We start from the raw sequence: 12,585 nt of genomic DNA, 5'->3' as shown, positions 1-12,585 counted from the left end.
ACTGCAGCGGTTAGCTGGCGGCGTTTTTGTGGGGCGTGAGCTTAACATTTAATAAGTTGCGATGAGGCTGGATAGTCTCGCCGGATGGATGGGCCGCACAGGTAGGCGGGCAGTGCTATCGCCGTTTCTGAGGTTGTCACCGAGGCTCTACTGCGCCTATTGGCACAATGAGCGGTCTGGTTTTTCGTCGCCGTAGCGCTTGCGATAAAGCGCTGGCAGACTCTAGAGTTGCCGGCATTCCTATTTCGAGCCGTGCAAGCCAGTATCATCAAGAGGGCGTGGGGCCTTACGGTACTGCTCGACACAGCCATTAGCGGGGCTGCATGCGTTTTTTTCTGATCATTCTTTTGGCAGTTTGCCCGGTATTGGCGAGTGCTGCGCGGCTGGCCGTGTTCGACGAGAGCACACGTGCCTTGCCGCTTGGCCAGATGATGTCGGTGTTCGAGGACGTGCGTGGCGACAAGAGCATCGACGACGTTACCTCCAGCGCCTTGCAAGGTAGTTTTCGTGACCACGATAAATCGGTGCTGAACGCGGGTTATTCCCGATCCGCATTCTGGTTGCGGATCGATCTGCATTACTTGCCCCAGGACGCCTCCGTATCCGCTCGCCATCATCAGCACTGGTTGCTGGAGCTGGCTTATCCACCGCTGGATCGCCTGGAGCTTTACGAGGTAGGTGCCGATGGTCGCTTTCACCTGACGCAACGCACTGGCGATTCGCTGCCGTTCTCCAGTCGGGAAATTCGCCAGAACAACTACCTGTTCCCCCTCGACTTCAAGCCGGATCAGGTTCGACGCGTCTACCTGCGTATTGAAAGCCAGGGCTCGATCCAGGCGCCGCTGACCCTCTGGTCGCCCACCGCCTATCTAGAAGAGCAGCCGGCGCGTATCTACATGCTGGGTATCATCTACGGCGTGCTGCTGGTGATGCTGATCTACAACCTGTTCATCTTTATCAGCGTCCGCGATACCAGTTACCTCTATTACATCCTCTATATCGCCTCGTTCGGGCTGTATCAGGTGTCGGTCAACGGTGCTGGCATCGAGTTCTTCTGGCCCAGCAACCCGTGGTGGGCGAACGTTGCCACGCCGTTCCTGATCGGTGCCACGGCACTGTTCGGCTGCCAGTTCGCCCGCAGTTTTCTGCAGACTTCCGAGCACAGCCCTTGGGTTGACCGTTGCCTGTTGCTGCTGATGCTGTGGGGCACGACGGTGATGGTGCTGGCACTGACTGCCAGTTATGCCGTGTCGCTGCGCCTGGCGACCTTGCTGGCGTTGGTGTTTACCCTGGTGGTATCCATCGCCGGTGTGCTGGCCTGGCTGCGAGGCATGCGGGTCGCGCGTTATTTCATCATTGCTTGGGCGGCTTTCCTGCTCGGTGGTGTGGTCAATACGCTGATGGTGCTTGGCTACCTGCCTAATATGTTCCTGACCATGTACGCCAGCCAGATCGGCAGTGCGATCGAAGTTGCCTTGTTATCGTTGGCGTTGGCCGACCGTATCAACGCGATGAAGGAGGAACGTGCGCGCATTCTGCAAAGCGCTACTGCCAAGCTGGAGGCGCTGAACCACGAATTGGCCGACAGCAATCGCCTCAAGGACGACTTCCTGGCCACCGTAACCCATGAGTTGCGCACGCCGATGAACGGCGTTATCGGTTCCCTGGAGTTGATGCAGACCCTGCGTCTGGAGCCGGAGGCCGAGCAGTACCAGAAGACCGCGACGCGTTCGGCGCGGGACATGATGCAGATGGTCAACGACATCCTTGCGCTCACCGAGCTGCAATCCGGCAGGCTCTACCCGCGGAGTGAGACGTTCAGCCTGCGTGGCCTGCTCGATGGGGTGTGCGCCAACTACGAAGGGCGCGCCCGTGACAAGGGCCTGGCTTTCGCTCTCGACCTGGACGAGCATCTGCCTGACACCGTGGAAGGCGATGCGGTAAAGCTGGCGCAAGCATTGGGTTATCTGCTGGATAACGCCATCAAGTTCACGGCGGCAGGCAAGGTGCGCCTGCGCGTACGTGGTAATGGCGAGGCGACACTCGAGAGCTTGCCGCTGAGCTTCGAGGTGATCGATGCCGGCATCGGTCTGGAGGATGTCCGCGAAACGGATCTGTACCGCCGCTTCCATCAGCTCGACACCTCGATGACTCGCCAATACGGCGGCCTTGGTATCGGCCTGAGTATCTGTCGGCAACTGGTCGATTTGCTTGGCGGCAGCCTGGCGTATGAGCCCAATCGTGCCGGTGCAGGCGGTAGTATCTTTCGCTTGAACCTGACGCTGGTCTTGCCGGTACACAAGGGCGCGAGTAAGCCAGTGGTGCGCCGCGCCAGTGGCAGCCCGGTGCGCGCGCCGGAGCAATGCACCGTGCTGGTGGTCGAGGACAATGCCATCAACCAACTGGTGATTCGCGGCATGCTGCTCAAGCTTGGTTACCGCGTGCGCACTGCGGATAACGGCGGCGAAGCTCTGGAGTGCCTGCAGCGCGAGTCGGTCGACGCGCTGTTGCTCGATTGTCAGATGCCGGTGATGGATGGTTTCGCTACCTGTCGGGCGCTGCGCCTATTGCCCGGTTGTGCCGAGCTGCCGGTGCTAGCGATCACTGCTCATAGCCAGTCCGGTGACCGCGAGCGCTGTTTGGCGGCCGGCATGAGCGATTATCTGGCCAAGCCAGTTAAGTTCGACGAGTTGCGTGTGTTGCTGCATGACTGGGTGCTGTGCCGCTCTGCCTGAGCCTGGTGCCGTATGGCGTATTACCACCCATTAGCCAGGCCGGCTGCACGCCGCCTGGCTTTTTCGTCTCTGCGTTTCCAGTCCGCTGATCGGTCACCTGGCTGTCATCGCGACTGACTGTTTTGCGCTGTAGCCATGACGCCCTGTGCCGCTACCGCCTATCCCTCAAGTTGAATCTTTTTTCGCGCAGCCTCCTCCTTATTCCATAAGGCCAAGACTGATTCGCGGGTCGAGCAGACCTGCAAATCGGTAAAACGGCCACCCATGGAATCACCTGAGCGCTGCTCTCGAACCCTCCGCTTCGAAAGCGCCTTTGAACTGCCCACGCAAGGCTCCGACCATGACCACATTGATGCCGATTTTCACCACGCCTCGAGAAAGCTACAGCTTTCTGCCATCCGTATCCTGCTCGCACCCTCTACGAACGACTGTTGCAGCCCCAATTGGCTGATGGCGCTTTGCATCAGGCGCGCGGTTTTCTCGAGGCGCAACTGGAGGCGAGTGAGCGGCTGGCTTGCGACATGCCGGCTCATCCGGAGGCGCTGCTGGGCTGGATGCGCGATGCCGCATTGCGTACTACCGACGCGTATGCGCAGTACCTGCAGGAGCGTCGTCAGGGCGCGCCAAGGCGTTATTTCAGCAATCGTGCCCACGCCGTTTATTTCCTGCGCCATGTGGCGCCCACCAAACTGGTCGATGGCGCCTGGCTCTATGGGTTGCTCAAACACTGGCAGGAGCCGAGGCTGCGGCCGCTGCTGCGTACCTACCTCGAGGAGCTGGGCGACGGCGTCCCTGCCATGAATCATGTGGTGTTGTACAAGCAGCTCCTCAGCCAGAACGGTTGCGACGAGCTGGCCGAATTGGCAGACGAGCATTTTCTTCAGGGCGCCCAGCAACTTGCACTGGGCCATCTGGCTGAGGAGTACTTGCCTGAGGTGATCGGCTACAACCTCGGCTACGAGCAACTGCCCTTGCACCTGCTGATCACCAGCTACGAACTGACCGAGTTGGGGATAGATCCCTATTACTTCCAGTTGCATGTGACTATCGACAACGCCGGTACCGGCCATGCGCAAAAGGCAGTGCAGGCGGTTCTGGAGAATCTGCCGGTGGTCGGTGACCGCGAAGCCTTCTATCGCCGGGTGATGCGTGGTTACCAGCTCAACGACCTGGGCGTCGGTTCCACCGCAGTGATCGCCGCGTTCGATCTCGAAGAGCAGTTGTTGGGCATGTTCGAGCGCAAGCGCGAAGTCGCCACGCAGGTGCATTCCGACTATTGCCGAATCGAGGGGCGCACCGTCAACGAATGGCTGAGCCAGCCAGGGCAGGTGCACGGCCTGCTCGAGGCGCTGGAGAGACGTGGCTGGATTCGTCGTAACGAAGACCCGCAAAACAGCCGTTTCTGGCAATTGGTGCAAGGCGATCGGGCAGCCATGTTCGGCGTGTTCAATGCTTACGAACAACAACTGCTGCATGACTGGATTGCCGGCGACTGGACGCCGCCGCGCAGCCGCGGCCGTAACCGTCGAAGCGCGGCACAACCCGGTGGCCCGCAAATGGGTGGTCTGGATGACGAAACCCAGGCACTGCATGCAACCCTGCGTGCACTGCCGGCTGGCCAGCAGCCGGAAAAGTTGATCGAGTTGATGTCGCCCGCCAGCCACTTCACCCCCGCAGGGTTGCTGGCCACACGCCTGTTCAATGACTATCTCCAGTAACCGTTGTCGGAGCACCGATGCTTAACGAACCACAGCAGGCACTACTGAAACTCGGCCAGGCGCTCACCGCGCGAGGCTATAGATTCATAACCGGCACACCGCTGACTCACGAACGCGTCAATGGCCGCACAGATAATGCACTGGCTCAGGATCTGCCGGGCGTTTTCGGCTGGAGTCGTCCGTTCGTGCCCGGCCTGGTTGGCGCCGATTTGCTCGAATTGATGCGCGCCGCAGGGGTACTAATCGAGGAGGGTGAGCAACTGCGCAGCGCCGTGCGTTACTCCAGCCTGGGTGACCAGCTGTTCGTACATTCGCGCTATCCGACGAGTCAGGCCGATGCGGTGTTCTTCGGCCCGGATACTTACCGCTTCGTGCGAGCGATCGATGCCTTTCTCGGATCGCCGTCCACTGCAACGATCAGTCGTGCGGTGGATATCGGTTGTGGCGCCGGGCCGGGTGCGCAAAGCATCGCGCTGGCGCGTCCGGCGGCCGAGGTGTTGGCCGTTGATATCAATCCCCAGGCGCTTGCTTACACCCGCATCAACGCCGCCCTCGCGGGTGCCGACAATCTCAGGGCTCAGCACAGTGACCTGCTCAGGGGCGTGCAGGGCGAGTTCGATCTGATCGTCGCCAACCCGCCTTACATGCTCGACAGCGAAAGCCGCGCCTATCGTGATGGGGGTGGTGAACTGGGGGCGGGATTGTCGCAGGCTATCGTCGAGGCCGCAGTGACCCGACTGGCGTCAGGAGGCAGTCTGCTGCTCTATACCGGTGTGGCGATGACCGCTGGCGGTGACCCGTTTCTCGCCTACATCCAGCGTACGCTGGGGCACTACTCGCTGGCCTGGCGCTATGAGGAAGTCGACCCGGACGTGTTTGGTGAAGAGCTCTCGAAGCCGGGTTACGAGGACGTCGAGCGCATCGCTGCAGTGGTGCTCACCGTCACCCGCACGGCGAGTTGACGGCAGCAGCGCCGCCCCTGGAAGCGGCGCCACGCAGATTAGGCCTTTTCGATGAAGCGACGGATACGCCGTGCGGCTTCCACGCATTCCTCGAGCGGTGCGACCAGCGCCAAGCGCACGCGACCGCTGCCAGGATTGAGACCATCGACTTCCCGTGACAGATAGGAGCCTGGTACCACGGTCACGTGCTCCCGGGCGAACAATGCACGGGTGAATTCGGCATCGTCGCCCGGCGTCTTGGCCCACAGGTAGAAGCCGCCATCCGGACGTTGCACGTCGAGCACGCCATCGAGGATTTCCAGCACGGCAGCGAACTTCTCGCGGTACAGGTCGCGGTTGGCGCGTACGTGATCTTCGTCCTGCCAGGCGGCGATGCTGGCCAACTGGGTTTGTACCGGCATGGCACAGCCGTGGTAGGTGCGGTACAGCAGGAAGGCCTTGAGAATCTCCGCGTCGCCCGCCACGAATCCCGAGCGCAGGCCAGGCAGGTTGGAGCGTTTGGAGAGGCTGTGAAACACCACGCAGCGTTTGAAGTCGCTACGGCCCAGCTCGGCACAGGCGGTCAGCAGGCCGGCCGGCGGGTTGCTCTCGTCGAAGTACAGCTCGCTGTAGCACTCGTCCGCTGCGATGACGAAATCGTACTGGTCGGCGAGGGCGATCAGCTTCTTAAGCGTTGCCACGGGAATCAGCGCACCCGTCGGGTTGCCGGGCGAGCAGAGGAAGAGAATTTGGCAGCGTTGCCAGACTTCCGGCGCCACCGCATCGAAATCCGGATTGAAGCCCAGCTCGGCCAGGCACGGCAGGTAATGCGGCTGGGTGCCGGCGAGCAGGGCTGCGCCTTCGTAGATCTGATAGAACGGATTGGGGCTGATCACCAGGCCATCGACGTCACGCTGGGCGACGGTCTGGGTGAAGGCGAACAGCGCCTCACGGGTGCCGTTCACCGGTAGCACGTGGCGCGCGGGATCGAGCCAGCCAGCCGGCACCTTGAAGCGGCGTTCGCACCAGGTGGCGATGGCTTCGCGCAGTGCTGCAATGCCCAGCGTGGTGGGGTATACCGCCAGTTGTTCGAGATTGTCGGTCAGCGCCTGGGCGACGAACGCCGGAGAGCGATGTTTCGGCTCGCCGATGGACAGCGCGATGGGCGAGCGATCGGCCGCGGGCTGTACGCCGGCGAGCAGGGCGCGGAGTTTCTCGAACGGGTAGGGCTGCAGCTGGGCGAGGGCGTGGTTCATGATGATCCGACGTGTCCTTTGTAGGGCGGCGACAAAGTTGCCGACACTAGCACGCGAGGCGGTCCCAGCAAAATTCCCTTCGTCTGTCCGATTGCCATCAATTTTGGTCGCTAAGCTGATGCTTGGGGTTCTAAAGACAGTCGCTTCCAAGCCGATAGCCTGATTGCAACCCGTATTCAGTCCTTCATTCAGCGAGACCCTCTATGCGCACCCTCAAGTTCAGCCACAAGATCATGCTGGCTGCGTCACTGGTGGTCATTGCAGCCTTTGCGTCGTTCGCCCTCTACAACGACTACCTGCAACGCAGCTCGATCCGCGACAACCTGGCGAACTACCTCAATGACGTCGGCCAGGTGTCCACCGGTAACATTCAACACTGGCTCAATGGCCGCATGCAGTTGCTGGATAACCTCGCCGAGTCGGTTCAGGACGACAGCGCCGCCGAGCCATTGGCCAGGAACCTGCAGCACCGCAGCATCGCTGCGGCCTTCCTGTATGCCTATTACGGCCAGAATGACGGTACTTACACCCAGTTTCCTCCTAGCGAGCTGCCCGCCGGTTACGACCCGCGTCAGCGCCCCTGGTACAAAAGTGCGGTCGGCAGCAGCGGCCCGGGTCTTACCGAGCCTTACCTGGCCGCCGACCCACGCGATGGCCTGCTGATCACCATCACCCGTCCCGTCAACGCTGGCGGTAACCTGCAGGGTGTGGTGGGCGGTGACCTGAAGCTGCAGACCATCGACGATATCCTCAACTCCTTCGATCTGGGCGGCATGGGGTATGCCTTCCTGGTCGACGACAAGGGCACGGTGCTGGTACATCCGGATAAGAGCCTGGTGCTCAAGAAGCTGCCGGATCTGTTCCCTGGTGGTGCTCCGCGCCTGGAGTCCGGTCTGCAGGATGTCTCCGCTGTCGATGGCAGCGCGCGCATCGTCACCTTCCTGCCGGTTCAGGGGCTGGCCGGGGTGCGTTGGTACGTCGGCCTGTCCGTCGACCAGGGCAAAGCGTTCGCCGCCCTGCAAGAGTTCCGTATCTCGGCGCTGATGTCCACGGTCATCGGGGTAATCGCGATCCTGCTGTTGCTTGGCGCGCTGATCCGCATTCTGCTGCGCCCGCTGCACGTGATGAGCCACGCCATGGGCGGCATCGCCGAAGGCGAGGGCGATCTGACCCAGCGCCTGAAAATCGATTCCGGTGACGAGTTCGGCGAACTGGCGGGTGCCTTCAACCGCTTTGTCGAGCGTATCCACGAGTCGATCCGTGAAGTGGCTTCGGCGACCCGTGAAGTGCATGCGCGGGTGAGCATGGTGGTCGAGGCGTCAAACGCCTCAATGGGCAACTCCAGTGAACAGGCCGCGCGTACTGATAGTGTTGCCGCAGCCATCAACGAATTGGGCGCTGCCGCCCAGGAAATCGCCCGCAACGCCGCCGATGCGTCGGTGCAGGCCAGCGATGCCCGCCGTGATGCCGAAGAAGGGCAGAAGATGGTCGAGCGTACCCTAGGCTCCATGGGCGACTTGTCGGACAAGATCCAGGCGTCCGGCAGCCATATCGAAGTGCTGAGCCAGAAGAGCAGCGATATCGGTCAGATTCTCGATGTGATCAAGGGGATTTCCGAGCAGACCAACCTGCTGGCGCTCAACGCCGCCATCGAAGCGGCTCGTGCCGGTGAGGCCGGACGTGGTTTCGCCGTGGTCGCGGATGAAGTACGCAACCTGGCGCAACGCACCCAGAGCTCGGCTCAGGAAATCCAGCAGATGATCGAGCAGTTGCAGGCCGGTGCTCGTGACGCCGTGACGACCATGGGCGAGAGCCGTCGCTTCAGCGATGACAGCGTACGCATCGGCGGGCAGGCCGGTGAGAATCTGCGTGGCGTGACCCGTCGCATCGGCGAGATCGACGGCATGAACCAGTCCGTGGCCACCGCCACCGAGGAGCAGACCTCGGTGATCGAAAGCCTGAACATGGACATTACCGAGATAAACACCCTCAACCAGGACGGCGTGCGCAACCTGCAGTCCAGCCTCAACGCCTGTACCGAGCTGGATCAGCAGGTCGGGCGCCTCAAGCAACTGGTGGACAGTTTCAGGATTTGAGAGCGCTGAATACCGCTAGGGCCTCGTTGCGAGGCCCTAGCGGTTTGCCTGTTAGATACTGATCTGCAGTGGGCTTGGGCTGCTGGTCGCCGACAGCTTGGTGATGATGGTCTGCTGCAGGCGTGCGCACAGCTCCGGGTCGGACAGCGGCTGGTTGTTGGCGTCGGTGACGAAGAAGACGTCCTCTACGCGTTCGCCCAGCGTGGCGATCTTGGCGTTCTGCAGTGACAGGTCGAAGTCCAGGAATATCCGGCCGATCTTGGCCAGTAGGCCGGGGCGATCCGGCGCGGTCAGCTCCAGCACGGTGACGGGCCGCTGGGCGTCGTTGTGGATGGTCACCTGCGGCGCGAAAGCGAAGTGCTTGAGCTGGCGCGGCACCCGACGCTGAATGATGTTGGGGTACTCGTCCGGGTGCTTCAGGGTATCGATCAGGCTCTGGCGAATCTGCTTGATGCGCTGTGGATTATCGCCGATGGAGCCACCTTCCACCTCCAGCACGATGTAGGTATCGAGCGTGAACTGGCTGGTCGAGGTGAGAATTCGTGCGTCGTGAATGTTCAGGTTCAGCTGCGCCATGGCGGCCACCGTCACCGCGAAGAAATCATGCTGATCCGGTGCGTAGATGAAAATCTGCGTGCCGCCTTCGAACTCGCGCTGCGTCGTTTCCTTGACCAGCACCAGCGGGCCGCCGTCGCTCGGGTGCTGGAGAATCGCATCGGTATGCCAGGCCACATCGCTGGCCGTGTGGCGCAGGAAGTAGTCATCGCCCAGTTGCGACCAGAGTTGTTCGACTTCATCGGAGTCGGTGCCGCCGCGTACCAGAGTATCCAGCGCCGCGCTTTGAGTCAGACGGATCTGCTCTTCGCGCTCCACCGGATTTTCCAGGCCGCGGCGCAGGGCTCGCTTGGTTTCCGTGTAGAGCTGGCGCATCAGGCTGGCACGCCAGGAGTTCCACAGGCTCGGGTTGGTGGCGTTGATGTCTGCCACGGTGAGCACGTAGAGATAATCCAGGTGGGTCTGGTCGCCCACGAAGGCCGCGAAATCGTGGATCACCTGCGGGTCGGACAGATCCTTGCGCTGAGCGGTGGTCGACATCGCCAGGTGGTTCTGCACCAGCCAGACGATCAGCCCGGTGTCCCAGGTTGGCAGATGGTGACGCTGGCCAAACGCTTCGGCATCGATGGCGCCCAGTTCCGAGTGGTCGCCGCCTCGGCCCTTGCCGATATCGTGATAGAGCCCGGCGAGGTAGATCAGTTCGGGTTTGGGCAGCTTGTCGATCAGTTTGCTGGCCAGGGGGAATTTCTCCGCCAGCTCCGGCCATTTGAACTTGCGCAGGTGTTTGATCAGGTTGAGTGTGTGGGCATCGACCGTATAGATGTGGAACAGGTCGTGCTGCATCTGCCCGACGATATGGCCGAACTCCGGCAGGTAGCGGCCGAGAATGCCGTAGCGGTTCATGCGCCGCAGGTTGCGGTGGATGCCCTGTTCGCACTTGAACAGCTCGATAAACAGGCTGGTATTGCGGATGTCCTTGCGGAAATCGTCGTCGATCAGGTGCCGGTGGTCGCGCAGCAGGCGGATGGTGTCCGCGCACACACCACTGAGATGCGGGTGCTGGGCCATCAGCACGAAGATTTCGATGATGGCGAACGGCGTGCGCTTGAATACGTTCGGGTGGGTGACTTCGATGTAACCGTCACGAACCTGGAAGCGGCTGTTCAGTGGTGTGGCCGGGCCACTCTCACCGGCACGCAGAATTTCTTCTTCAAAGTGCTGGTTGATCAGGTCGCTCAGCTCGGCGATGGCCATCACCACCCGGTAGTACTTCTGCATGAAGCGTTCGATAGTGCGCTTGGTGTCGCCTTCGTTGTAGCCCAGTAGTTCGGCCACCTTGCTCTGATGGTCGAACAGCAAACGGTCTTCGGCGCGACCCGCCAGCATGTGCAGGGCATAACGCACCTTCCAGAGAAATTCCTGGGAGGAGGCCAGCAGGGTGTATTCGCTTTCCAGCAGGAAACCCTGGCCAACCATCGCGTGCAGATTGAGCGTGCCGAAGTGGCGGCGTGCAATCCACAGGATGGTCTGGATGTCGCGCAGCCCGCCAGGTGAGCCTTTGACGTTGGGCTCCAGGTTGTACTCGGTGTCGTTGTACTTGGCGTGTCGGCTTTTCTGCTCATTACGCTTGGCCAGGAAGAACTCCTGGCTTGGCCACATGTGTGCGCTGGAGGTGACTTCCTGCATGCGCCCACGCAGGTGCTCGTGACCGGCAATGGTGCGGCTTTCCATCAGGTTGGTGATGACGGTCAGGTCGGCGCGGGATTCTTCGGCACACTCGGCGACCGAGCGTACGCTTTGGCCAACTTCCAGGCCGATGTCCCAGAGCAGGGTGAGAAAGCCTTCGATCGCGTCGCGGAAGGTTTCCTGATCGTCGCTACCGAGCAGGATCAGCAGGTCGATATCCGAATACGGGTGCAGCTCGCCACGGCCATAGCCACCCACTGCCAGCAGGGCGATTTCGGCATCTGTGCTCCAGGAAAAACGATTCCAGGCTTCTAGCAGTATCTGGTCGGTAAACCAGGCACGATCTTCGACCAGGCGACGCACATCGCGGCCGCCCCGAAAGCGCGCGTCAAGCACATCGTGGGCGCGGCGAATGGCTTTCTTGAAGGCGCCGATGGGGCTGGACTTGAGCGCCAGTTCCGCCTGGAACTGGCCGCGATCAAACAACTCGGAGTCTACCTGCGGCATACGGCGGCCTTCCTTCTATCTATAGGCGTGGTTCGAGATCAGGGAGAAACGCGTGCGATGGTGTCATCTGCGCGCAGGGTGAAGATCTCGTAACCATCGGCAGTGACCAGCAGGGTGTGCTCCCACTGTGCGGACAACTTGCGATCCTTGGTGATCGCAGTCCAGCCGTCACCCAGTACGCGGGTTTCTGCGCGGCCCTGGTTGATCATCGGTTCGATGGTGAAGGTCATGCCTTCCTTGAGCTCCATGCCGGTGCCGGCACGGCCGTAGTGCAGTACCTGCGGGTCTTCGTGGAAGACCGAGCCGATACCATGGCCGCAGAACTCGCGCACCACCGAGAAACCATGCTTCTCGGCATGCTTCTGGATCACTTCGCCGATGTCGCCCAGACGGGCGCCGGGGCGCACCACTTCGATGCCTTTGTACAGGCATTCCTGGGTGATGCGTGACAGGCGCTCAGCCCACTCCGGAACGCTGCCGACATGAAACATGCGGCTGGTGTCGCCGTAGTAGCCGTCCTTGATCACGGTGACGTCGATGTTCATCACATCACCGTCCTTGAGCGGCTTGTCATTGGGGATGCCGTGGCATACCACATGGTTGAGCGAGGTGCAGATGGACTTGGGAAAACCAGGGCGGCCTGGTGCGGCGCCGTAATTAAGCGGCGCGGGGATGGCCTTCTGCACGTTGACGATATGGTCATGGCAGAGGGTGTTCAGTTCGTCCGTGGTGACGCCTGGTTTGACATGCTCGGCGATCATCTCCAGCACTTCGGCGGCCAGGCGGCCGGCGATGCGCATTTTCTCGATTTCATCGGGCGTCTTGAGGGTGACGGTCATGGTGATCTCTGTATCTTTATATATAAGGGCAGCATGGTAACAGTTTGCACCTGGAACCTTGAAGCCGTGGGGCTACACTGGCCTGGTCGCCAGGCTGTTTGAGTGGCTAGCTTGGGGCTACTTTTTATGGTATAAAACGCGCCGCTTTACGGGGCAGACCCCGAAAGCTTAACCCCACACACGTGTCGACACGATTTCCTGGGTGCCCGCAAGGGTTGGAAATTGGGACGCGTGGAGGCCTAACCCGACTTA

7 protein-coding genes and 1 pseudogene are annotated in these 12,585 nt (G+C 61.2%); 5 read left to right on the top strand and 3 right to left on the bottom strand.

Features of this window, described 5'->3' with window-relative positions:
• The first annotated feature begins 323 nt into the window (after positions 1-323).
• From K5Q02_RS23100 to K5Q02_RS23090, 3 genes are all read left to right on the top strand, one after another.
• Complete coding sequence (locus K5Q02_RS23100; protein WP_225834728.1) at positions 324-2,735, top strand: hybrid sensor histidine kinase/response regulator; 2,412 nt, start codon at positions 324-326, stop codon at positions 2,733-2,735.
• 431 nt (positions 2,736-3,166) lie between these two features.
• Complete coding sequence (locus K5Q02_RS23095; protein ID WP_225834726.1) at positions 3,167-4,453, top strand: iron-containing redox enzyme family protein; 1,287 nt, start codon at positions 3,167-3,169, stop codon at positions 4,451-4,453.
• 17 nt (positions 4,454-4,470) lie between these two features.
• Positions 4,471-5,415: a methyltransferase gene (locus K5Q02_RS23090; protein WP_225834724.1), complete on the top strand. Its 945-nt coding sequence runs from the start codon at positions 4,471-4,473 to the stop codon at positions 5,413-5,415.
• A gap of 38 nt (positions 5,416-5,453) precedes the next feature.
• Here K5Q02_RS23090 and dapC read toward each other — a convergent pair whose 3' ends face one another.
• Positions 5,454-6,650, bottom strand: coding sequence for a succinyldiaminopimelate transaminase (gene dapC, locus K5Q02_RS23085; RefSeq protein WP_225834718.1), 1,197 nt, complete (start codon positions 6,648-6,650; stop codon positions 5,454-5,456).
• Positions 6,651-6,853: 203 nt separating this feature from the next.
• Here dapC and K5Q02_RS24680 point away from each other — a divergent pair.
• Positions 6,854-7,843 (top strand): annotated as a pseudogene (locus K5Q02_RS24680) (cache domain-containing protein); the annotation flags it as partial.
• Between the two features lie 111 nt (positions 7,844-7,954).
• On the top strand, positions 7,955-8,746 hold the full coding sequence (locus tag K5Q02_RS24675; protein WP_442964025.1) for a methyl-accepting chemotaxis protein: 792 nt from the start codon (positions 7,955-7,957) through the stop codon (positions 8,744-8,746).
• A 51-nt stretch (positions 8,747-8,797) separates the two neighbouring features.
• Here the strand turns inward: K5Q02_RS24675 and K5Q02_RS23075 are convergent, their stop codons facing one another.
• Both K5Q02_RS23075 and map read right to left on the bottom strand, forming a co-directional pair.
• Positions 8,798-11,494, bottom strand: coding sequence for a [protein-PII] uridylyltransferase (locus K5Q02_RS23075; protein ID WP_225834715.1), 2,697 nt, complete (start codon positions 11,492-11,494; stop codon positions 8,798-8,800).
• 38 nt (positions 11,495-11,532) lie between these two features.
• Positions 11,533-12,333 carry a type I methionyl aminopeptidase gene (map, locus tag K5Q02_RS23070; RefSeq protein ID WP_225834713.1) on the bottom strand — a complete coding sequence of 267 codons (801 nt, stop codon included), beginning with the start codon at positions 12,331-12,333 and terminating at the stop codon, positions 11,533-11,535.
• Positions 12,334-12,585 lie beyond the last annotated feature (252 nt).

The organism is Pseudomonas sp. MM211 (assembly GCF_020386635.1).
Classification (GTDB): domain Bacteria; phylum Pseudomonadota; class Gammaproteobacteria; order Pseudomonadales; family Pseudomonadaceae; genus Aquipseudomonas.
This window is presented reverse-complemented; position numbering and strand designations above follow the sequence as displayed.

Excerpts from the sequence above, each read along its gene's own strand:
- K5Q02_RS23100 (WP_225834728.1), top strand. The coding sequence starts at position 324 with ATGCGTTTTTTTCTGATCATTCTTTTGGCAGTTTGCCCGGTATTGGCG.
- K5Q02_RS23090 (WP_225834724.1), top strand. The coding sequence starts at position 4,471 with ATGCTTAACGAACCACAGCAGGCACTACTGAAACTCGGCCAGGCGCTC.
- dapC (WP_225834718.1), bottom strand. The coding sequence starts at position 6,650 with ATGAACCACGCCCTCGCCCAGCTGCAGCCCTACCCGTTCGAGAAACTC.
- K5Q02_RS24675 (WP_442964025.1), top strand. The coding sequence starts at position 7,955 with ATGGTGGTCGAGGCGTCAAACGCCTCAATGGGCAACTCCAGTGAACAG.
- K5Q02_RS23075 (WP_225834715.1), bottom strand. The coding sequence starts at position 11,494 with ATGCCGCAGGTAGACTCCGAGTTGTTTGATCGCGGCCAGTTCCAGGCG.
- map (WP_225834713.1), bottom strand. The coding sequence starts at position 12,333 with ATGACCGTCACCCTCAAGACGCCCGATGAAATCGAGAAAATGCGCATC.